Origin of the sequence: Neobacillus sp. (genome assembly GCF_031988165.1) — a bacterium.
Taxonomy (GTDB): domain Bacteria; phylum Bacillota; class Bacilli; order Bacillales; family Cytobacillaceae; genus Neobacillus; species Neobacillus rhizosphaerae.
This window is the reverse complement of record NZ_DALZYO010000018.1, coordinates 23,127-46,490: the sequence shown is the minus strand read 5'-3', so window position 1 is coordinate 46,490 and position 23,364 is coordinate 23,127. Positions and strand designations below refer to the sequence as shown.

Annotated in this window: 20 protein-coding genes and 1 riboswitch; of the genes, 11 read left to right on the top strand and 9 right to left on the bottom strand. The window is 36.7% G+C overall.

Going from position 1 to position 23,364, the window contains the following annotated elements:
* Positions 1-37: 37 nt before the first annotated feature.
* On the top strand, positions 38-253 hold the full coding sequence (locus tag RTR43_RS12635; protein ID WP_312472380.1) for a hypothetical protein: 216 nt from the start codon (positions 38-40) through the stop codon (positions 251-253).
* Here RTR43_RS12635 and RTR43_RS12630 read toward each other — a convergent pair.
* From RTR43_RS12630 to thiT, 6 genes are all read right to left on the bottom strand, one after another.
* Positions 250-2,313, bottom strand: coding sequence for a transglycosylase domain-containing protein (locus RTR43_RS12630; protein WP_312472377.1), 2,064 nt, complete (start codon positions 2,311-2,313; stop codon positions 250-252). The two genes, RTR43_RS12635 and RTR43_RS12630, sit on opposite strands and share 4 nt — an antisense overlap.
* A gap of 347 nt (positions 2,314-2,660) precedes the next feature.
* Entirely contained in the window at positions 2,661-3,116 is a 456-nt protein-coding gene (locus RTR43_RS12625) for a helix-turn-helix transcriptional regulator (RefSeq protein WP_312472376.1), read from the bottom strand.
* 127 nt (positions 3,117-3,243) lie between these two features.
* Complete coding sequence (locus RTR43_RS12620) at positions 3,244-3,399, bottom strand: FeoB-associated Cys-rich membrane protein (RefSeq protein WP_312472374.1); 156 nt, start codon at positions 3,397-3,399, stop codon at positions 3,244-3,246.
* Positions 3,400-3,420: 21 nt separating this feature from the next.
* Entirely contained in the window at positions 3,421-5,424 is a 2,004-nt protein-coding gene (gene feoB / locus RTR43_RS12615) for a ferrous iron transport protein B (RefSeq protein ID WP_312472372.1), read from the bottom strand.
* Positions 5,424-5,648 carry a FeoA family protein gene (locus RTR43_RS12610; RefSeq protein ID WP_248733936.1) on the bottom strand — a complete coding sequence of 75 codons (225 nt, stop codon included), beginning with the start codon at positions 5,646-5,648 and terminating at the stop codon, positions 5,424-5,426. Before RTR43_RS12610 ends, feoB begins: the two co-directional genes overlap by 1 nt.
* Before the next feature lie 145 nt (positions 5,649-5,793).
* Positions 5,794-6,381 carry an energy-coupled thiamine transporter ThiT gene (thiT, locus tag RTR43_RS12605; protein WP_312472369.1) on the bottom strand — a complete coding sequence of 196 codons (588 nt, stop codon included), beginning with the start codon at positions 6,379-6,381 and terminating at the stop codon, positions 5,794-5,796.
* A 72-nt stretch (positions 6,382-6,453) separates the two neighbouring features.
* Positions 6,454-6,560: riboswitch (TPP riboswitch) on the bottom strand.
* Between the two features lie 215 nt (positions 6,561-6,775).
* Here thiT and RTR43_RS12600 point away from each other — a divergent pair.
* The 6 genes from RTR43_RS12600 to RTR43_RS12575 all read left to right on the top strand — a co-directional run bounded on the left by RTR43_RS12600 (position 6,776) and on the right by RTR43_RS12575 (position 12,427).
* Positions 6,776-7,909 (top strand): histidine kinase N-terminal domain-containing protein, encoded by a 1,134-nt coding sequence (locus RTR43_RS12600; protein WP_312472368.1) that lies wholly within the window; start codon positions 6,776-6,778, stop codon positions 7,907-7,909.
* A gap of 131 nt (positions 7,910-8,040) precedes the next feature.
* Positions 8,041-8,595: a GNAT family N-acetyltransferase gene (locus tag RTR43_RS12595; RefSeq protein ID WP_312472367.1), complete on the top strand. Its 555-nt coding sequence runs from the start codon at positions 8,041-8,043 to the stop codon at positions 8,593-8,595.
* Positions 8,596-8,793: 198 nt separating this feature from the next.
* Positions 8,794-10,104 carry a hemolysin family protein gene (locus tag RTR43_RS12590; protein WP_312472444.1) on the top strand — a complete coding sequence of 437 codons (1,311 nt, stop codon included), beginning with the start codon at positions 8,794-8,796 and terminating at the stop codon, positions 10,102-10,104.
* 161 nt (positions 10,105-10,265) lie between these two features.
* Positions 10,266-10,700: a MerR family transcriptional regulator gene (locus tag RTR43_RS12585; protein ID WP_312472366.1), complete on the top strand. Its 435-nt coding sequence runs from the start codon at positions 10,266-10,268 to the stop codon at positions 10,698-10,700.
* A gap of 61 nt (positions 10,701-10,761) precedes the next feature.
* On the top strand, positions 10,762-12,114 hold the full coding sequence (locus tag RTR43_RS12580; protein ID WP_312472364.1) for a hemolysin family protein: 1,353 nt from the start codon (positions 10,762-10,764) through the stop codon (positions 12,112-12,114).
* Between the two features lie 127 nt (positions 12,115-12,241).
* Complete coding sequence (locus tag RTR43_RS12575) at positions 12,242-12,427, top strand: hypothetical protein (protein ID WP_248733940.1); 186 nt, start codon at positions 12,242-12,244, stop codon at positions 12,425-12,427.
* Between the two features lie 236 nt (positions 12,428-12,663).
* Here the strand turns inward: RTR43_RS12575 and RTR43_RS12570 are convergent, their stop codons facing one another.
* On the bottom strand, positions 12,664-12,960 hold the full coding sequence (locus RTR43_RS12570; RefSeq protein WP_312472363.1) for a hypothetical protein: 297 nt from the start codon (positions 12,958-12,960) through the stop codon (positions 12,664-12,666).
* A gap of 441 nt (positions 12,961-13,401) precedes the next feature.
* Here RTR43_RS12570 and RTR43_RS12565 point away from each other — a divergent pair, with 441 nt between their 5' ends.
* Positions 13,402-13,707, top strand: a complete 306-nt coding sequence (locus tag RTR43_RS12565; RefSeq protein ID WP_312472362.1) for a HesB/YadR/YfhF family protein — start codon at positions 13,402-13,404, stop codon at positions 13,705-13,707.
* Between the two features lie 130 nt (positions 13,708-13,837).
* On the opposite strand, the gene RTR43_RS12560 is transcribed toward RTR43_RS12565, so the two are convergent.
* Complete coding sequence (locus tag RTR43_RS12560) at positions 13,838-14,371, bottom strand: hypothetical protein (RefSeq protein ID WP_312472361.1); 534 nt, start codon at positions 14,369-14,371, stop codon at positions 13,838-13,840.
* A 363-nt stretch (positions 14,372-14,734) separates the two neighbouring features.
* Here RTR43_RS12560 and atpB point away from each other — a divergent pair, with 363 nt between their 5' ends.
* Genes atpB through RTR43_RS12545 form a run of 3 tightly spaced genes read left to right on the top strand, consistent with a single transcriptional unit; the run spans position 14,735 to position 16,845 of the window.
* Positions 14,735-15,457: a F0F1 ATP synthase subunit A gene (gene atpB / locus RTR43_RS12555; protein ID WP_312472358.1), complete on the top strand. Its 723-nt coding sequence runs from the start codon at positions 14,735-14,737 to the stop codon at positions 15,455-15,457.
* Positions 15,458-15,480: 23 nt separating this feature from the next.
* The gene (locus RTR43_RS12550; protein ID WP_312472355.1) at positions 15,481-15,876 is read left to right on the top strand and encodes a F0F1 ATP synthase subunit B; all 396 of its coding nucleotides are present in this window, start codon (positions 15,481-15,483) and stop codon (positions 15,874-15,876) included.
* 3 nt (positions 15,877-15,879) lie between these two features.
* Positions 15,880-16,845 (top strand): AtpZ/AtpI family protein, encoded by a 966-nt coding sequence (locus RTR43_RS12545; protein ID WP_312472354.1) that lies wholly within the window; start codon positions 15,880-15,882, stop codon positions 16,843-16,845.
* A gap of 29 nt (positions 16,846-16,874) precedes the next feature.
* Here RTR43_RS12545 and RTR43_RS12540 read toward each other — a convergent pair whose 3' ends face one another.
* Positions 16,875-23,141 (bottom strand): Ig-like domain-containing protein, encoded by a 6,267-nt coding sequence (locus RTR43_RS12540; RefSeq protein WP_312472351.1) that lies wholly within the window; start codon positions 23,139-23,141, stop codon positions 16,875-16,877.
* Between the last annotated feature and the right edge of the window lie 223 nt (positions 23,142-23,364).

Below are 23,364 nucleotides of genomic sequence, written 5' to 3'. Positions count from 1 at the left end.
AGTTTTATGATTTTGAAATACAGAAAGGAAGTGCTCTATGGCTTATAAGCCTCGAAAAGAACGGGAAGAAATAACAATATTAAGAAGCTTAAACACTAGAATGAATTTGCCTGAAGAAGACAAATGGAACTATTTGAATCTGAAAAAAGGTTTTGAAGGGGAAGTGATGTTCGATTCCTTAACGGAAAAGCTTCAGAGTGGATGTTACGTAAAAAAAGGCACAGAACAATGGTCCGTGCCTTTCGTTTATTAATGTTCTTTCCCTTTCCCTTTTCCTTTTCCTTTTCCCTTTTCTTTATTCTTCTTATCCCATTTTTCCTTTTGTTTATTCCACTTCTCCTCCCACTTTTGAACCTCATTATTAAATTTCTTTTGAAAATTACTAAGGTTCTTTTCTTCTTCTTCCTTTTTTCGCTTTTCAATTAATGAAGAGATATGCTGTACATGAAAGCTTTGGTTTGGAGAGTTTTTTAGAGCATCCTTCATCACTTCACGGAAGATAACAGCCGAACCTGTGCCGCTCGTAGGATTTATATAATGCTCGGCATCCGTTATATCATAACCAACCCAGAAAGATCCCACTAGCTGTGGTGTGTAGCCAACAAACCATTGATCCTTCAGCCCATTGATTCCTTTAATCGGAACCTGGGTAGAACCTGTTTTACCTGCCGTTTCCCGGCCAGGAATTTGTGCTGCTTTTCCGGTACCTTGTTCGACAACACCCAGCAGCATCGTTGTCATATTGTCAGTGACTGCTTTGGTCGTCACCCGCTCTTTTTTGGTCTTCCACTCAGCGACAACCTGGCCATTTGCATCGTTGATTTTTTTAATCACATGCGTTTCTACTCGTACACCGTTATTAGGAAAAACAGAAAAAGCTTCTGCCATATCAATTGGCGATACTCCTTTATGCAAGCCACCCAGAGCAATTGATAAACTACGGTCAGCCTTATCCAAGGTCATGCCAAACCGGTTAACGGCATCTAATCCTTTTTCAATTCCCAGTTCATTTAACAGCCAGACTGCTGATACATTTTTCGATTCCTTTACTGCATCATACATCGGTACTTCGCCTTCATATTGATGATTATAATTGCTAGGTTCATAATCGCCGAATTTCATCGGCTCGTCCTTTAACATATCAGTAATTTTCCAGCCCTCTTCAAGTGCCGGGGTATACACAGCTAATGGCTTGAACGATGACCCTGGCTGTGCCTTTAACTGCGATGCTCGGTTATAGCCCCTAAAAGTATGATCCCCTCTACCGCCAACAAGAGCCCTTACCCCACCTGATTTAGGGTCAACTAAAACTCCCCCGCTTTGCACAAGCCGGTCATTTCCTTTTGGGAATAAGGCATCATTTTGATACGTCTTCTCCATTGCCGCTTGCATGGAAGGATCAAGTTCGGTATAGATTTGATAGCCGCCTGTTAATAATTCATCTTGAGATAACCCGTACTGTTTTATGGCCTCATCTAATACTTGGTCAACATAATAAGGAAATTTACCACGGAACGGGTCACCGCCCTTGTCATCGAGAACAACCTTTTCATTCTTTGCCTTTTCAACTTGCTGTTTTGTAATAAAGCCTTGCTCGTTCATTTTAGCTAGCACAAGGTTTCTTCTTTCGGTTGCCTTTTCCATATGTTCATAAGGATTTAAGGCAGAAGGAGCTTTGATTAATCCCGCCAATAAGGCGGACTCGCTTATGGTAAGGTCTTTAACCTCTTTTGCAAAATATTTACTTGCGGCTTGTTTAATTCCATATGCACCATTCCCAAAATAAATTTGATTTAAATACATCTGAAGGATTTCCTGTTTCGTATACTCCCGTTCAACTGCTAATGCTAAAAAAACTTCCTCCAATTTCCTTTTCAATGTTTTTTCCGAAGTAAGTATCGTATTTTTCGTTAATTGTTGTGTGATAGTACTACCACCTTCGACCATCCCACCAGCCTTTAGGTCGCGGAGGAGAGCCCTAGATGTACCAATTAAATCAACACCGCTATGTTGATAAAAACGATGATCCTCAATGGCAATGATGGCATTTTTCATTGAATCAGGTACTTCCTTGATTGAAACTCCTTCATTCTTATTCGCAGATACTTTGCTTGCTACCTCCCCATTTACGTCATAAAAAACCGTTGGCTGGGGAAGCTCATTTTTCAGTTCTGATATATCTGCATCCTTGGAAAGATAATAAAGAAGTCCAAAGAAACTTAGAATCATAATCAACACAGTTAACACCAAAACTTGGAGTAAATGCCACTTTTTCCAGTTCTTAAAGAATTTGAGTACAGCTAATTTTTTCATTGTGCCTCCTAAGATATGATAATGCGTAAGGAAAGGATATCCAAACGGCCGATTATCTTTACCAGGTATAATTTTCGATGAATGGCTAGATTTTATGACTATACAAGGAAAACTGACTGAAAACATAAAGTGCGTTTTACGCCTCCAACAATTATAGTGGAAATAGAAAACATCCAAATAACTAAGCTTCCATAATAAATGGGATGTGAACAGAGTTACGCTTTACTTAATTCGTCGGACTTACTGTATATTTTTCACTATGATTGGATTTGCTGATTCGTTGGGTGCTTAGCCCCTTTTCAATACAAAAGACAGGCCTCGTAGCCCGTCTTTTCAAATTTCTTCTATTATAAACCTTTGGTCAATTCTTTAAAGCGCTGCTTTGTCATCTTTTCATCAAAGCTGCTGTAAATCCGATAATTTCTTTCATCTAATATCCGAAAATGTTTGCTTAGAATATTTTGCTGGAGAATAAATCCACTTTTCTTCGAAATCGCTTTCCACCATATCCGGCCGCCAAGTGTTTTCATCTTACGATAATCAATACCTTCCCTAGCAACCGTTTCCAACACTTCTAAGGGCTCGTTTCCAAATAAAAATTGAACTGTTTCCGTTTCCCGAAAAAGAGCACAAATTGCAACAACAGTAGACCAATTGGCCAGAACTCTTCCCTTCTCAATTTGCACAAGCGTTTTCTTGGAGACACCAATGATATCTGCCATTTTATCCTGCGTATAACCTGCTTCTGTCCGGATCAGACGAAGCTTTTCAGAAACCTGCATGATAATTTCATCTCTGGTCACGTTTTAGCCCTTCTTTCAATCGCTTCTAGTGTAATTTTACACAAGTTCCTCGACTTTTAAAAGTAATTAAGCCTATTTAAAGCAAAAAACTACTATCGTCTTAAGATAGCAGTTTTTTACGAGACATTTATTTCAATTTCGGTGGAATAGCGCATTGGCTTGAGCATGAATTTTTCAAGTCGCAGGCGGCACATTTTCCCTTTTTGGATTTATTAATAAATTTCACAAAATGCCAAATCGCGTAACCAAAGATAGCAACACCTATCAGAACACTGGCAATCATTTACTCCACCTCTTTTATAAATTAGACCCATCCGAACAGCTTGCCGCCTTGATAGATAATTAAGGATAAAATATAGGCAATGGCAAACGCATAAATCATCGAAAAAGCTGTCCACTTTTTAGAGTTTGTTTCTTTATAAATTGTTGCTACTGTTGCCAGGCATGGAATATATAACAAAATAAAAACCATGAAACTATAGGCAGAAAGCGGGGTATAATAATTAGCTAACAATCCTTGTAGGCTGGCATCATTCGGAACAAAATAAATAATATTCATCGTCGAAATAATCGCTTCTTTTGCAAGGAAGCCAGTAATTAACGAAGCCGTTGCCTGCCAAGTACCAAATCCAATTGGTGCAAAAATTGGTGCTATGACATTTCCGATCTTAGCTAAAAAGCTGTGATCCATATCCACATTTAAACCACCAGGACCAGCGTAGGATAAAAGCCAAATAAAGACAGAACCCGCAAAAATAAATGTCCCAGCCTTTCTGACAAACCCTTTCCCTTTATCCCAAGTACTTCTCCAAAGTGATTGAAACTGTGGAAGTCGATATGGCGGCAGTTCAATTACAAATAAGGATGTTTCCGATTTTAGGATGGTAGTAGAAAATATTTTTGCCAAGATTAAAGCAACAACGATCCCAAGAACATAGAGGCTAAGGACAATGAATGCTTTGTTCCCAGCAAAAAAGGCACCGACAAATAAAGCATAGACTGGTAAACGGGCTGAGCAGGACATTAACGGCGTCAGCAGAATCGTTAATAACCTTTCTCTTGGGGTCTCAATTGTTCTGGCTGCCATTATTCCCGGTACATTACAACCGAAGCCAATCATCATCGGAATAAATGCTTTACCATTCAAGCCCACAGATTCCATGATTCTGTCCATTACCAAGGCGACACGTGCCATATAACCGGAATCTTCTAATAAGGAAATAAAGAAGAATAAAATGAAAATTTGCGGTACAAATACGAGAACACCACCAACCCCTGCAACTAATCCTTCAATAATTAATGCATGGATAAAAGCAGATGCATGAATAGCGTTTAACACTGTTTCAAACCCGTTGGTAACTGGACCTGTTAAAAGGGCATCTAACGCATCCGACAACGGCGTTCCTAACCAATCAAAGGTAAGCATAAACATTAAATACATAAGCAATAAGAAAATAGGCATCCCAAGATAACGATTCGTTACAATGCTATCAATTTTTTCAGAAAGAGGAATTATCGAATTACTTTTTCTTGCTACGTCAGCAACGATATTCTCTATGACTTCTTTTCTCTTTAAATAGATAAAGTTTGCTAATGATTTACTATCATATTGCTTCTGTAATTTCAATTCCAGGTTTGCCTTAATTGCATTCAGCTTTTGAGGGTCTGCAATACTATTAACATAGTTTTTAACATATTCATTACCTTCAAAATATTGAATCGCCAAAAAGCGTTCAGAATGACTAGTTTTCCCCTTTAGTTCACCTGTCAGTGTTGTTACAGCTTCCTCAACCTCTTTTCCATAATAAACGAGGTTCTTTTTCGTTGGCTGCATCGATTTGGTTGCGATCACATCGACAAGCTTATCGCAGCCCTTTCCACTTCTGGCGACAACGGGGACGACAGGCACGCCGAGAATTTCTGAAAGCTTTGAAGAGTCTATATGAATCCCACGCTTATTTGCTACATCTATCATATTTAAACCGATAAGGGCTGGCTTTTCAAACTCAAGTAATTGGAGTGTTAAATGCAAATTACGTTCCAATTGTGAAGCATCTAATATATTTAGCAGACGATCTACGGATTCATTCAAAAAGAAAGAAGTGACAACCCCTTCATCCTTTGACAGCGGATTTAAGGTATACACACCAGGTAAATCAATTAAATGGCCAATATTATTTTTGAAAACGCCAACTTTCTTTTCAACTGTTACACCGCTCCAGTTCCCCACATACGCATAGGAACCTGTTAGATTATTAAACAATGAAGTTTTCCCGGTGTTGGGGTTTCCAATAAGAGCGATTTCCATTATATTCTCTCCACTTCAATCTGAACTGCTTCCCTGCGTCGGATTCCGACACACTGTCCGCAAGACTCAATCATAATTGGGCCGCCAAATGGCATGACACATTTCACACACACTTCTGATCCCTCTGTAATCCCTAAATCAAGTAATCGTCTTTGTACCAGGTTACCAACATGAGAAATATCAATAATCTTTCCCTTATCTCCTGCTTTTAACGATGCAACCATGTATATCACCCTATCTATGTTAATTGAGAATGATTATCTTTCTATATTAACAGTTTAACACTTTTTTATGGGAAAAAGCATACTTATTTTGTGACAAAAATACGAAAAAAAAGAAAAGCGATATGCTTCTCTTTTTCATCCCTTATTAATGTACTTGTAAAAACCTTTTTTTAGGCATTGAACTGATAACAAGAATGATCACAATAGCACTAATTACAAAGCTTGGAAGCATATAGGTTCCATTATATATCAGCGAGTAAATTGTAACCGGTTGTCCCTTAGGTGCGTAATTTCCGAAGAAAACAATACCAGAAACAACATGGCATAGATAGCGGAGCAAACTGCCAAAAAATGCTCCAAATATCGCATAAATCATCCATTTACCCTTTTTTCCTTCTGCAAGAGATTTTTGAATTTGACCTGCAAAAATCCCAGCTAAGCCAACAACTGAAAATGCGATAAAGTAATCGATGATACCTTGAACAATTGTATAAATTTGTGCGAATCCTAGAATGAATTGTAATAACCCTAGTAAAAAGCCTGTTAGTAGACCGCCTTTAATGCCCCAGCGGTATGCCATTAGGAAAATAGGCACCATTGCGATGGAAATAGATCCACCCTGTGGCCAAAATTTTGTCATTAAAAATCCCGATAAGAGGTCTAATAAATATGCCAGTGCTGTAAATACAGCGACCTCAGTAATAAATAGCGTATTACTTTTTTTTCTGTTCAATTCAGTGTCCCCCTCTATTTTGAAAACAAAAAAAAGCAATGCAAGACGAAAAGGATTGTCTGCATTGCTTTAATATCCGGCAAACCACATCCCTACGCTAGTGTTACCTAACAGGTTCATAGGGTCAGAACTCGAACGTTCACTCTCAGCCGCCTAAAGCAGCTCCCCCTGTGGAAGTATTCAATTGTTTCCATATCGAATATACAATTGTTTTATCACTTTGACAAGGAAAATACTACATTCGTGTTGAAAACCTATGATTTTCTTTTAACATAAGAGGGACTACTTGCCAGATGATTCACGAAATACTCAGAAAAATTTTTATTTCAATTATAAAGGATTTTGTTCATTATAAGCGAATTAGTTTGTATTCAAGGTTGGTCAGGAGGTTATCATGTTTACAGAAAAACAAACTGAAATGCTTGCTTTTTTTGATCATAATAAAGAGGCAATATTACATGAATGGAGAAATTCATTTCTCTTTACTGAAGCAGAACCGTATAAAGAAAAAATCCGCGTATATGCTGAAGCTCTTTTTAACGTAATATTAACTATGCATAGGATGAATGACCAGGAGCTTTTAGCTGTGCTTGAAAAACTTGCGATAGAAATATCTGGTGAAAGAGTTATCGCTGATATTAACATTGGCGACTTTGTTTATAATGTTAATTTAGGCAGAACTGTTTTATGGAGTTATTTTAGTAAATCCAGAATTCCTTGGTCGGAGATACATGAATCAATGAACAGAATCAATTTCTGTTTCGATAAATTTCTTTTTTTTGCAGTCTCTCATTATACAGAGGAAAAAAACAAAATCATTGAGGAAAAGACAATATTCATCGACTCGACTCATCAGGATCGGTTAACACTTCTTGGACAAATGACGTCAAGCTTCATTCATGAATTTAGGAATCCACTCACTTCTGTTCAGGGATTTATTCAATTACTGAAAGCTGATTATCCAAATATGCGATATTTAGACATTATTTCGAGTGAGTTAGACCAACTAAATTTTCGAATTTCACAGTTTTTACTTTTGTCCAAAAAAGAATTAATCGGTAAGGAAAAAGAATATTTCAAATTAAATAAGCTAATTAGTGATGTATTAAACTTTCTATACCCAAGTATATTAGATGGTAAAGTGAAAATAACAATGGATTTAAGTAATGATTTTACACTCCATGGGTACGCTGATGAAATTAGACAAGTATTCATTAATATTATTTTTAACGCTATTGATGTTCTCAATCACCATGTGAATGAGAATCCAACGATTGAAATTGTTAGCTTTTTAGAAAATAATCAGAAAGTCTCCATTAATATTTCTAATAATGGACCGATAATTCCATCAGAACTGCAACAAACCATATTTGAGCCATTTTTCACCACTAAAAAACTCGGCACAGGTCTTGGGTTATTTGTCTGTAAAGAAATTATTGAAAAACATAAAGGGAGCTTGTCTTGTGATTCTAAACCTGAAAAAACCACCTTTTCGCTGACACTCCCTCTCGCTACAGTGTCAAAATAGCATGAATAAACTTGTTTAGAAAATCCCTGCTTTAATAAGGCAAGGATTTTCTTTTTTTCTTCCTTAGAAACCTTCCGAAAAAGTTTTTTTGGCATATGATGTACTAAAAATTTTTTCGGGAGAATAGGCCTATGTTTACATTAAAAGTTGATCACGATATTGAACTTCAATTGTTAGAACGACATCATGCCTTTAATCTGTTTCAGCTTGTTGAAGAAAACCGTGATCATTTACGTGAGTGGATGCCATGGGTGGATAGTATGAACAGCCTTTATCAGTTTGAATCCATCATACCAGTTTGGCTAACACAATTTGCAGAGAATAGTGCTCTTAATGTCGGGATTCTTTACAAAGGGGACCTAGTTGGTTCGATTGGGTTAAATCAAATGGATTGGTACAACAGTACAACAAGCATTGGCTATTATCTTGCCAAAAAAGCAGAAGGTCACGGTGTAATCACCCGTTCGGTTCAAGCCTTGTTAAACTATTGTTTTTTTCAATTAGGATTAAACCGTGTCGAAATTCGTTGTGGGGTTAAAAATAAGAAAAGCCAAGCGATTCCGGAAAGACTAGGTTTTGTTAAAGAAGGGATAATAAGAGATGGTGAACAATTAAACGGCCGCTTTCACAATCTTATCGTTTACAGCATGTTGGCTCGTGAATGGAAAGGAACTAAGAGAAAATAAGTTTTCAAAAATAAAGGATTCCTTTGTGCTGCCAATTGGCAGCTTTTTTTAATATTTTATTAAATTTGCTCATTGGGTCTATTTTTGGAATAATAAATTTTTACATTCTGCAATTATAAAGTGAACTGTAAGGTAATAATGAGACAAAGAGTAATTTTGTAAGTGAGGTGGCATACCTTACCGTTAGTAAGGGAACCGATGATTTGGATGAATGTTGTCATAATTGTGCTCTTAATTGCTTTTACTGCATTTTTTGTTGCATCAGAGTTTGCAATTGTTAGAGTGCGTTCAACGAGAATTGATCAATTACTGTTGGAAGGAAACAAACAAGCCGAGTCGGCCAAAAAAGTCATATCCAATATGGATGGATACTTATCCGCCACACAAGTAGGAATTACGATTACTTCCTTAATATTAGGATGGCGCGGAGAGTCAACCATTCGCGAACTGTTGAATCCTCTATTTAAATGGATTCAATTACCATTTTCATTAAATCAGATTATCTCGTTTATTTTAGCCTTTACAATTATAACTTTTTTCAATGTTGTCATTGGAGAATTAGCTCCAAAAACGTTTGCGATTCAAAAGGCTGAAGAAATAATCCTGCTTTTTTCACCACCGCTAATATTCTTTTATCGGATGATGTATCCGTTTATCTGGGTTCTTAATCGTTCGGCCCGTTTTATCACTAGTCTGTTCGGAATTAAACCCGTTTCTGAACAGGATATGGTTCTTTCTGAGGAAGAATTGCGGATGATTCTCTCGCAAAGTTATGAAAGCGGAGAAATAAATCATTCTGAATACAACTATATGAATAAAATATTTGAATTTGATGACCGCATTGCTAAAGAAATCATGGTTCCGCGAACAGAGGTGATTACGCTTCCAAAGGATGCAGAACTTGAAGAAATTATCGAAATGGTGAAGGAAGAAAAATATACCCGGTATCCTGTCATTGATGGTGACAAGGATACCATCTTAGGGATTGTTAATATTAAGGAGATTTTAACAGATTGTATTCAGCAAAAATGCACTGGTGAACAGCCGTTAATGTACTATTTAAAGCCAGTGATTCATGTAATTGAGACCATCCCTATTCAAGAACTGTTGGTTAAGCTGCAAAAAAACCGTTCTCACATGGCTGTTCTCTCAGACGAATATGGTGGCACTGCAGGAATTGTGACTGTCGAAGATATTCTCGAAGAAATAGTTGGTGAAATTCGTGATGAATTTGACCTTGATGAGCTTCCTTTAATACAAAAAATAGGTGAAGATCACTTTATCTTGGATGGAAAGGTCCTCATAAGTGAAGTCAACGACCTTTTAGGGACAACACTTGAAGAAGCTGATGTAGATACAATTGGCGGCTGGTTCTTAACGCAAAAGTTTGATGTACATAAAGGCGATTCCATTGAAATAGACCGATTTATTTTTCAAATTGAGGAAATTGAAGGTCATCATATTTTGTATATTGGAGTAAGAAAAACTCCAACAAATAGCATCTCTTAAATAGGGGGCGTTATTTGTTGGAGTTTCTTTGTAATATTTTAAATTTTTATGTTCATACTTACGATTTATTTCCATAAAATGTTGATATCAAGTAATACACACTAACCAGAACGTTTGACTGTATGGTATAAAATCTTTATAATTATTGTTAATTTTATTTATTGTTGAGGTGGTATGATGGGGCTGTCTATCGAATTGGTGAAATAGCTGAAATAGCGAATGTGTCAAAACGAACAATTGACTATTACACGTCTATTGGCTTATTAAAGGCGAGACGCTCTAAGTCAAATTACCGCATTTATTCAGATGAAGCGTTAAATGATTTAAAGTTTATTGAAGAATGCAAGAGTCTGCACTTTCCATTAGACAAGATTAGAAGAAAACTAGAAATAAGAAAAGCGAAAAATATCCGTGATTCAGAAGTGGATAAACATGTTAAAGCTGTTACACAGCAGATGCAGCAGCTTCATCACGATTTATTGGATTTAATACCAATTCTTGAGAAATTGGATGAACAACAAAAAGAAAAGCTGACAAATAATCTAAGTCTTCTTAGGACTGCACTAATGAAATCTCTTTTGAATATCACGAGCTAATTTTTTTATTACACTGGGAGGTGACTCCTTACTCGTGTAAAAACGGGATAAGGGAATTTATTTGGACATATTTAACTTGGTTTTAATAGCCATTTTAATTGCTTTAACTGCTTTTTTTGTAGCTTCAGAATTTGCGATTGTTAAAATTAGAAGTTCAAGAATTGATCAGTTAATTGAAGAAGGAAATTCGAAAGCTATTTCAGTCAAAAAGGTAATTTCAAATTTAGATGAATACTTGTCTGCCTGTCAGCTAGGTATTACGATAACGGCTCTAGCTCTTGGGTGGATTGGGGAAAAGACCATTAAAGGTTTGCTTGCACCTCTTTTTGTTAAAATCAACATTCCCGAGAGTGCTACTCACCTATTATCTGTTGGAATTGCATTTGCAACCATCACGTTTTTACATGTTGTGGTTGGTGAGCTAGCACCTAAAACACTGGCCATTCAAAAAGCTGAATGGATTACCATGGCTGTGTCACGTCCGCTTATCTTTTTTTATAAGCTCATGTTCCCGTTTATTTGGGTTCTAAATGGGTCTGCACGGATTGTTTCTGGCATTTTTGGTTTAAAACCAGTTTCTGAAAATGAAATTGCTCATACAGAAGAAGAGCTGAGAATTATCCTATCTGAAAGTTATAAAAGTGGCGAAATTAACCAATCGGAGTTTAAGTATGTAAATAAAATTTTTGATTTTGATAATAGAATTGCGAAAGAAATTATGGTTCCAAGAACGGAAATTGTTTCAATGTCCAAGGAAGATACACTTGAAACCTTTCTAAAAGTTATCCGTGAAGAAAAATTCACCAGGTACCCAATCATTGACGGAGATAAGGATCATATTATCGGTCTTGTTAATATTAAAGAAATCATGACTGACCTAATTGGGAATGAAAAACTTTCCACAAGCAGCTTAGAAACCTATACTCGTCCCATTATAAGAGTAATAGAAACCATTCCAATCCATGATTTACTTGTAAAAATGCAAAAAGAGCAAATGCATATGGCGATATTAATGGATGAATATGGAGGGACCTCAGGACTTGTTACGGTAGAAGATATTCTTGAAGAAATTGTCGGTGAGATTCGCGATGAATTTGATATGGATGAAATTCCTGAGATTCGCAAGATTAAGGAAAATCATTATATTATTGATTCCAAGGTTTTAGTGAGTGAAGTCAATGATTTATTGGGAGTCGAAATTGATGATGAAGATGTGGATACAATTGGAGGCTGGATATTAACTGAGAATTACGAAGCAAAAGAAGGCGACATCCTTCTCCATGAATCCTATTCCTTTAAAATCCTCGATATGGAAGAGCATCATATTAAATATATTGAGGTCACGAAACATGCCATTGATGGTGAACCAATTTTCCAGCACATTGCTATGACCAAGTCAGAGGTATTATCATAAATACCCAATATTAAACAGACCGATTATTCGGTCTGTTTTTTTGAATGATTGAATAATGAAAAATTGAACATTTGTCCAATCAAAGTGGTCATTAATAACATATCCTGTTCATAAGGAGGGATGAATTATGAATCATGTAGCAGCTTTATTCTTAGCCTGTATTTTGGCTGGTTTTGCCTTAATTAAAATGCCTGTAGTTTCTTTTTTAGCTGGCCTATCATCAATTTTTCATGTTGTCGGAGTACTTGCCATTTTAGTATTTTCTTTTGCCTTGCTATACCTAGGCGTCAAAGCCCTATTCACAAAATTGTAAGCGTTTGCAACGCAGAGCTGTTCGATTACAGTAAAGGTCAGATTAGCAACAATCTGATCTTTTTTCTTTTTTTAAAGACAAGAGAATAGTCTCAATATCATTATCAAATTGAGGAAAAGCTTTAAAATATTTTAACATCACAGTGACCAATATGACTCGCTGTTCATGATCAGTCAAACCTAGATATACCCAACAAAAAAAGACTGCATTAATTTCCTACAGTCTCTGGTTCAAAATTATTTGGTTTTTAAAATGATGAGATCCTCTTCAGCTTTTGCTATTTTCACTAAATGTGAATCAAGACGGCGGTTAATATGTTGAATTTCACTGCTATGTGTGTTCTCGATACGCTGAAGTGAGTCTTTAATATCGGATAGGTCAATTTGGTTTACTGCTACCCTATGTTCAATGCTGTCAACCTTTTCTAATCTTGAAAGCCGTCTTTCTATATTTTCCAAAGTTGAATTAAATGTATGAATTAAACTTTTAATATCTTTAACATTTTCCGTTAGTTTTTCAAATTCCATCTCCATTATTAAAAGCTCCTTTAGCTAATTTATTTTATTTTATCACGGTTTTTACTATTAACATGTTACAAAAACAGCAACAATGAACATTTTTTGGTACAAAGTTTAAATTTTTCAAACTCTTAATCCATAGCCTCCACAGCCACACTGATCAATGAATTCGGTTTTGACTTTTTTAGGATATTTTTTCTTCTATTTAAGGTTGTAAATAGTCAGTTCATTATTGATATATTTCACACATGTGACCGTTTCGAAACAAAAATATGAACATCTTTAAAACTTATTCTATATAGATGAAGTCTGTGAATTATATCACAGGCAAAAGTCAAAGAAAGTTATAATCTCTTATCATAAGGAAATGGTGAATATGTCTAAATGATTTCTCGTTTTTAAATCCATTTCTATCGTTATGAATCATTATCAACTAGGAAAAGGTTGGTGTAAAATATGTTTATTTCTATCGATGAAAAGGCTAGTTTATGGTTTTCAAAAGAATTCGATATCATAAAACCGTTCAGCATACGGATGTTTCCGCAATATGCCGGATTTGGCGCAAAGCATAAAGGTTATAGCCTCGCTTTTTCTGCGGAGCAACCTGCTAATTTAGGATTCAAAAAGGAGTTAAATGGTATTACTTTCTTTGTTGAAGGTAATGATGTTTGGTTCTTTGAGGAAACGGAAACTTACTTATCTGTCGATGACCGCCTCGAAGAAATACATGTTATCTATAAGGAAAAATCAACCCAGCACTAAATTAGCACCAATAACAAAAAAATAAGGCATCCACTGTGAAAAAAGTGGATGCCTATTTGTATTTGTCTAATTATTGATTAATAAAAAAACAAGCCGGAGTGTATACCTCGGCTTGTTTCTATAAAAAAATTTAGTTTACTTGCTTACCTAAGGTTGGCGGCAATAATTTAGCTCCTTCAAAAGCTTTTCCAAGTTTTTCTTCGCCTTGTGCGAATGTAGCGTTCGCTGCATCAAGATTAGGTGTGTCCTTTTTCAATTCATCTGCCATTGCTTGGTAAGACGATGCATAATCTTTAAGTGCTGCTTCAAGGTCAGCTTTTTGATCCTTTAATCCTGCTGGAAATTGGGTATTAGTAAGCTCGGCAGCAACTGCAGCAGCTGATTCACTAGCTTTAGCTTTTTCGTCAGCAGTTGGCAGTTCTTCAGGTTTTGCATCAGGCTTTGATGCTTTATTTACATATGCGTTTAAATCAGCATCTTTTGCGTTAATTTTATTTCCAAGATCCATGTAAAATCTAACTAATTCCTTCTTAACATCCACTTTTGGAGCAACTGTTTCTTTTGGTGTTTCTTTCTTATCCGCCTTTGTATCATTATTACTTGAGCATGCTGTCAGACCAAAGACAAACGATACTGCTGTTAATAATACTAATAACTTTTTCATTTTCATTTTCCCCCAATTTCTCTTTATATTTCCTGTTTATTTTACAACATTTGATAAAAGGAAAAAAGTGTTAAATAATTTCGAAAATTGATTATTTTCTGACTTATATTAACAATTAGTAATAGATGAACTAATTAAAATTTTCCCATTATTACTATCCACCTCAAAACAATACGTATTACGAAAATAATGATGTATACATTATCCACCTTGTAAATTATATTATTCTGAAAATTAGCAATAAATTGTGAACTATGTTACAATAATGAAAGTTTTTGTATATAATGAAGATATAGCCTATTAATCTCTCTTCTCTAATCATTTCCACCTATTATCTGGTCCCATACTTTAAAAAGAAAGGGGTTGGACATCATAGAACATTTAAGGCCTCAAGTAGTTTGGTTCAATTTAACGTTTGATTTATCGGTAATCATAACAACGACCATTGCTACTATCATCGTTTTCCTCATTGCCTACTTTTTTACCCGAAATCCTACAACTAACACACCTAAAAAACGGCAAAATTTCATGGAATGGATTTTGGAGTTTGTTTCAGATATCATGAACAATTCCATCGGTGTTTCAAACAATTTATTTATTTTATCAACAGGTGTTTCTCTATTAATGTATTTATTTATTGCCAATCTTATGGGTGTCCCCTTCTCGATTATTACTGCTGAGGAGCAGTCTGTTGCTTGGTGGAAATCTCCTACTGCTGACGCACATGTAACCATGACCCTCGCCATTATGATTATCGTCTATACACACTTCATTGATATCCGTCTTCATGGATTCAAGCATTTCGTTCTTAGTTTTTTCAAACCGTTTAAAGTATTATTTCCTATCAATGCCATAGAACAACTGGCCACAACCTTAACATTAGGATTACGCTTGTTTGGAAATATTTACGCAGGAGAGATTATGCTCGCCCTGTTAGCCAATGCAGTAACCCATGGGTTTGTAGTAGCTCTTCTTACTTCTGTACCTATGTTGATCTGGCAGGCATTTTGTATTTTTATAGGAGCGATTCAGGCTTATATCTTTGTAACACTTACGATGGTTTACATTGCTCACCGTTTAACATAATATAGAAATGGAGTTGAAATGTTATGGGTGATTTCACTTTATTTGGTATTCCAATTTCTTTTGGTACGATGATTTATCAAGCTATTATTTTTACGATTCTTGTATTTATTTTAAAGAAGTTTGTTTTTAAAAAGCTGGTGAATATTCTGGATACAAGAAAACAACATATAGAAAATCAGCTGCAATTAACCGAAAAATACAAACTTGATGCCAAAAAAAATTTTGAAGCAAGTGAAGACATTCTTAAACAAGCAAGAGCAGACGCGAGAGAAATGATGAAGCATAATGAAAATGAGGCGAAATTAATTATTCAGGATGCTAAAGACATGGCCAAACAAATCCTTAAAGAAGCAAAAGAGGAAGCATTCCTTTCACGGTCTCGGTCCTTAACTCAAAACGGCCAAATAAAGGGGGCTTAATATATGAAACACAAGTTTACAAAATACTTAGGAAGAGTGTCAGAAAATCTTGAATTAGGGTTTGAAGAAAAATGGATTTATGTTCATTACACTAAAGGCTCGATCGAGAAAACAGCTTGCCTCTTGAAGAATGAAGAGAAATCAAATGAGGAATATCTCGAAGGTTTTTTTACAGAAAATCATGTATCTGAAGAAATGAAAAAAGAAATTAGGAAATTTCTTAAGAATGAAAAGAACCACAATGATACCCATTGGAATGAATTTACGACCTTTCTAATGAAAGCCCTTTCTTTAAATATGGTGTTTGGTATTACCATTGCGATATGTGTTTATGCTGGTTACAAGCTGGGGGCACTTTTGGATACACGGTTTGATATTTACCCCACTTTAACACTGATTGGTATCTTTACAGGGATTGGACTTGGCGGCGTGACTGTCTACTCAATGGTTCAAAAATATTTTACATCCCCTACTCCAAAAAGAAAAGACAAGGAACAATCTATAAATATGGAGCCAGTAGATATTAGAAACTTCCCAGTTATTGATGTAACGATTGAGGATGTTCGGATGGCCATAAGGAAGTTTTCCGATAATCTGCCGAAGGGTGTTTACCGGACGATTCTTGTTCAGGACGATAATAGTATCGACTTTAAGCAGTTGGCTTCTTTACTTGGTGGGATTCCTACTAAAAACTTCTATATGTCAAAGGAAACCTATGATTTATTCGAAGAAAACGAAAAACAAATACCAATAGAGATGGATATCGTTCAAAAGGCCGTTGACCAATATGTCAAGGAGCATAAGGAATATCCAATGTTAAAATTTGATCCGCAGCAGAGAGTGAATTATTATCAGCTGCTGCAGGAACACTATCTTAAAGTAGCTCCAGAAATACAATTTTATATAACTGATTTAGATGGACTTGTCACACATATTAAACCCCAGAAAAAAACCTCCTCTCAAAGCTGAGAGGAGGTTTTTAGGTTCATATGGTCTTGTTATTGAATCCAAGCTCCATCTTTACCAATTTTGTACTTTCCAATAGTCGTGTTGACTGCCATGTGGCCATCATTGTAAAGGAAGTACCATTTCTTGTTAATCTGGATCCAACCAGTTTGCATGACTCCACTTGATGCAAGGTAGTACCACTGGTTATTAACTTTTACCCAACCAGTCTGCATGGCTCCGTTAGCAGTTAAGAAGTACCACTTACCGCTAGATTGTACCCATGAATTTGTTTTCATGACACCTTTACCATCAACAAAGTACCACTTACCGCTAGTTTGAACCCATTCATTGGTTTTCATGACACCTTTGCTATCAACAAAGTACCATTTACCGCTAGTTTGAACCCATGAATTTGTTACCATTACTCCCGTTGTTCCAACATAATACCATTTGCTGTTTGTTAGAACCCAAGAATTTTTAGTCATAGTACCTTTTTCATTGTAGAAATACCAGTTGCTATTTTCAAATACCCAGCCTGCTTTAATTACTGGTACTTCAACTGTTTTGTCTACAGTTACTTCTTTTGCTGTACTTACATTACCTGCTGCATCAGCTGCGGTTACAGAAATTTTCACGCCTGCTGCTTGTTTTGCAATGATGATTTCAAATTTACCATCATTATCAGCTGTTGCTTTACCGATTTCTTTACCGTTTACCTTAGCTACAACGGTTGCTCCTGCTTCTGTTGTACCTTTGATGACTAAATCAGCATCTGTTACTGGATTTACTACTGGTGCTGCTGGTGCTGTTACGTCAGTAACCGTTACTTCTGTTGCTGTACTTACATTACCTGCTGCATCAGCTGCAGTTACAGAAATTTTCACGCCTGCTACTTGTTTCGCAATGGTGATTTCAAATTTACCATCTTTATCAGCTGTTGCTTTACCGATTTCTTTACCGTCTACCTTAGCTACAACGGTTGCTCCTGCTTCTGTTGTACCTTTGATGACTACATCTGCATCCGTTACACCATTTACTACTGGTGCATCTGGGGCTGTTGTATCGGCTACTTCAGTTCCTTTTAATTCTCTAGTATCTCTGACACGGATTCTCTCACCCTGTGAAAAAGCACCTGAAATTCCAACTGCTTCTAGAGTGTCACCCTTTTTAAGGACTGGTACAGGAACATTGCTTTGGTTCACGATATAACCATCCGTAAACACTAACACATTACCAGAACCATCATTGATAACATAAGAATTTTCATCGAACTTAGATACAACAGTTCCTTTTACCTTAACAAGAAGTCCTTGATTTGCAACAGATGTTGCTTCACCAGTCGGAACTACTTTTGGTTGAAGAGGTTCGCCAGTACCGATTTTAATAACATCTTTAGAGAAATTTGTAAACTCTAATTCTTTGTTATTATCAAACGTCTTCATATGACCATAAACTCGGACTTTATCGCCTGGTTTTAAAGAACCATCTGGAACTTCTTGGAACGCCATAATACCACCGGTTTCATCCTGTAGGTTGAAAGCGTCGAAGAATACTCCTGCTCCAGTCGTAACAGTTCCTTCCACAACAACATCCGTTTCATCTGCTAATTTTCTAATGTCAGCAATTTTTGAAACTTTGGTGTCACGATGCGCTAACCAATTTATTGCATTTAATGTTAATTCGTCATTTCCTTTTGGCTCATATGATTCATCCAACTGTTTGTTGTTAAAGATGTTCATTCCGGAAACAACAATACGTCCTTTTTCACCAATTTCCTCTGACGCGATTAACGGAATCGCTGATCCGCCCGTCTCATCGGAAACAGCATCATACGTGTATCCGCCTAGAATATGACCTTGGTATGTGGTTTCATTACCTTTTGCTAGGAGTGTAACCTTACCGCTTTGTGTTAATGGCTGATTATCAGCTCCTGACAAGCTTGTTCCGCCATAGTAATCAACAAATGATACGCGATCAGTAATATAATTTGATACTAATCCTGGACGTACTCTAACAGCAAATGGGCTAACCTTTGGATCACTCCAGAAGTTTCCAGTCTTGCTATCATCAAATACTCCGTCGTTGCCCATTCGGATAGCAGATCCAATATCAGTTAATAATGGATTATTAACTGTTGGATCTGTGGTGCCGTTATTGCTCTTTCCAGCCATTAATAAGGAGCCGCCATTTTTCACGAATTTAGAAACGGCATCTCGTTCACTAGCTGTTAATGCTGTTCTCGCATGTGTTAACACTAATACTTTTACATTACTTAAGACATCATCAGTAATTGCTACTTTATTTTCTGTTACTGTGTATCCTTCTTTTTGAAGCATAAGTGTAAAGGTTGTTAAATTATCCTTATATGATCCACTATCAGCACTTGTATTTTCATTACCGTGAGCAGCATCGATTACTACATTAATTCCGAGTGGTTCTTTAATTTTTACCGGTAACGTATACTTCACATCACCAAGGTCAAGTCCATCATTTGAGGTCACAACTACAATTATCTGATGGTCGCCTTTTATTGGGCTTGCCCATGTTGCTGTTGCTGATGCTGAGCTCTTCGTTAAAATAGATGAGATGTTATTTGTTCCGATAAAATTCTCAGGTTTTACTTCATCGTAATAGAAATCTACCTTTAGGTTTTTAATGACTTCAGTACCGTTATTAGCAACTGTTGCCGTTAATTTAGAGGGGTTACCTCCAATAATAACGCCACTATCAATACTAATATCGTTAACTTTTACATCGACAGATTCTTCTTTTGACCAGATTGGTGAAGAATAAATGCGTTCGCCATCCATTTGGGTAACTTTAACGACAAACCATTGCTGGCCGCCTTTTACCGTGTATGATGGTTTCCATGTGAAGTCTTTTTCCATAGGCGAAATAGAATCCACTACTTTTCCACCATTTGAGAGTAATTCAACTTTTGCAATTCTATCATCTGATTTGTAAGAAGTCGGAAGATATTTATAGTCGCTATCATTATGTGCTTCGGCTACAAGGTCGCTTCCTTTAATATCAAAATTTAATGTCTTGCTTTCAACTGTGGAACCCATATAGTATCCATTTGCTAAAACATCCAACGTAAAGTTTGGATCCTCTTCCATGTACACGCGCATATTACGCATAGAGTGAAGAAGGGAAGCTTGAGAAAGATCGTCTGCAACGATAACTGTACGAGCGTTTACTTGGCCCCATGTTCCTTCATGGTTATCTTCACCATAAGTTGGAGCAACATGCCAGCCTAAATCTAATGCAGAGTAGAATTTTCCTTCAGCATTTGCATAACCATAGTGCCCAGAACCGTTTCCAACTTCTAACATTGTAAATAATTTGTCTACGTCTTTATTGTACGGTTTGAAGTTGTTAAAAGCATTAGCAGACATATCTGGATGGTTGAACTGGCCTACGATGTCATCGTATGTCATTACCCATGCATAATATTGGCTTAAGTCTTGATATTGCTTCCCATTAATATTTCGGTCGATAAAATTATCTGAACCAAAGATATTTGAGTGTCCCCATGTAGTAGAGGTCATTTCAAACGCTGGGAAAACGACATAGTCCTTATTCGTATATTGAGATGCTAGGTCTTTTGTTAATTGCCATTGTGTTCCACCAGAACGTTCTGGCACAGCTGCACCAGAGGCCGTTTTACGTTCTACCGTGTCTGTTCCTAATTTTTCAGGGTCGATATCATGTGAATGGTCTGAGAACGCAAACCAGTCGTAATGATGAGCTTTACCTGCCTTTAAAGCATCCTCAGGATTACCTGCTCCATCATGTGAAATATTGGTGTGGTTGTGTGTTGTACCACGGTAATGATGTCCACCTGTAAAACGTGGAACGACTTCAAATGTCCATTGTTTCTCGCTTAGGTTACCTTTTACATCTTTTGCAGAAACCTTTACAATGTGCTTTCCAAGTGCAAGGTCTGTCCCAGGTGTGTATTTTACTTGTGTTTTGTTAATGGACGCCTCTGGTGCTTTTAGTTCTTGACCATCCAGCCACATTTGTACAGTGGTTTCATCAACACCACTTGGATCGTCAATTAGAGCAGAAATCTCAGGTCTTGTACGTTCTACTTTCGTTTCATCTTGTGGTGTTTCACCACTAATTTTTGGACCAGTAGTATCGGCAATTACTGTTACCGCAAATGGTGCTGTACTTGTCCCAGCTGATTTTACTTTTTCTTCAGCCTTTGCTTCAATATAATATTCAAAGCCGTTTTGAGGTACATTGGCTGCTGGCAATATTACTGTATAACGGCCTTCGCTGCCTTTAAGCATTGGTAATGCAGTATATTCAGCAGTTCCAGCTGCTCTGTAGTAAACCGTAACTGTTTCTGCCCCGTCTGCATTTGCTTCAAATTCTACATTTGCGTCTTTGTAAACAGTTTTTAATGCTGTGTGAGTGATACCTAGAATTGGTGCAATATCCTTAGTATCACGTGGGAATACCTGATACTCACCTGTTGCTGAAGCATTTTTTGTATACTGACCTAATACACCTGTAACTGTATAACTTTTACCCGTCACAAGGTCGGTATCAGGCTTAATTCCAGTTGGTGCCATAACTCTCAATAGTGTAGCTTTATTGTTTTCGTCAACAAACGTGACATTCCAGTTTGGAGCAATAGCTGTAGTTGCTGAAACCTTACCAGTTACAGTTACTAGACTGCCTTCCAATGGCTCTGCCACTGCATAAGTATTTAAATCATTAATTGTAAGAGTTTTTGCTTCTGGTAATGTATTACCTTCACTAATTTTCTCGATAGAAGTAGCTTCCAATTCTGTTAAACCATTGTAAAATAAAATTTTGCCGGTAACCCGAACTTTATCACCTTTAACAGTCTTAAATGGTGTTTCTATTGAACCAAAGATGTTGATTCCAGCTGTATCATCTTGAATAAAGAAATTTTGTTTCTGTGTCCCAAGGATTTGGTTGTCTACTGTTACAACACCTTCAACCGTAAAGAACTTGTTTAGGTTTACCGGTTGTCCTTTTGCATCAGACGCACGAACTTCAGCAAGCTTTGAAATTACAGTTGTATCAGCTTTGGTAACCGATACAGGAACACTTTCTAACATGATTCCTTTACTGCTAGTTGTCATTTGTGTCACATATACTGTGTCAGGAGCTTTGTTAATCGTAACAGAAAAATCTCCTGAAGTACCTGCTTTTACATCGTTAGTAACTAATCTTTCTTTACCGTTTGCTTGGTCATTTGGATAGACATTAATAATTGCATTTGCAGCTGCGGAACCTGCACCGCCAATTAATGTACCGACCCCGTTATTGACTACATAGCTTAGTTTTGATTGAACTACTGACGTACTTGCAGTCGCTAAGTTAATTTGAATTGCTGCACTTTCATCCAAACCAGTCTGTTTAGCAGAAACATATACAAATGTTAGTGCTTTGTCAGAAGGAAGGCTTGCAGTAAAGGAACCGTCCGCTCCAGCTGTAGCTGTAGCAAGAGCTGTACCTTTGGATGCGTTTTCATATACATTAACAGTCGAACCTGGTTCAACTGCATCGATTGAACCTTTTACTGTTACGATAGTATCTTGTTTTAAAAATTGAATATTATTTCCTTTTGGTTGCAAGCTAGTAACTGGAACCATTGGTTTTTCAGGTGCGCTTGCAGTGTTTCTTGGTGCAGCAACTGCTCCTACATAGAAGTCTGCTGCGTTGTCATCAGTATCCCAAGCATTTCCTTTGCCAGAACCTGGGTCAACGTTTGCATACGGTCTACGTTGTACGCTTGTTGTATTTGATGGGGCCTTTGTTGGTGCAGAACCTTCATAAGCATTTGCAGCTCCTATACCAACAAAATCAATTGTACCTTCTGGTTTTGCTCCTGTAGCAGCAGTAGTATTATCTTTGAATAATGCGATTTTCGCACCTGTACCACCCATTGTAATTGAGCCTGAAACATCTGGAGTAGGAAGAACAGCGCCCGTTGCACCACCTGCTTCTGCAATTAGGTAATAGCCATGAGACTGAATTGTGCCAGCTAATGGAGTCACCGACCATGTTGTTCCAGTTGCAGATGCATATTGCACTGACCATCCTTCAAGTGAAACTGGCTGATCAGTAGGGTTGTATAGCTCGATAAAGTCTTTATTATATGGAGCCCCTGCATTTCCTCCCCCACCGAAATAATGAGAGATAACCACATGATCAGCCTGCTCCGCATGAGCTTTGCCAATTAAACCACTTGGCAAAAATGTGCTGATCAAAAGTAGAGCTGTCATGAACATACTTGTCCAGCGCTTGAACTTTCGATTTCTTACTACCATTCATTAACCACCCTTTTCGTAAATTTGTAATTAAATATAGATAAGATGTGTTTTTTTAATAACCTATCTTTCTTGTATTTTAATTACACTATAATTCTACAAAATTTTCAGACTGAAAGATATAATTTTTTAGTAAATTATTATATAAGAATTCGTAAAATTTTTTATATAGGGTATACAAATATGTGTAAAATATGATTATATAAAGGATGAATTAGTTTGC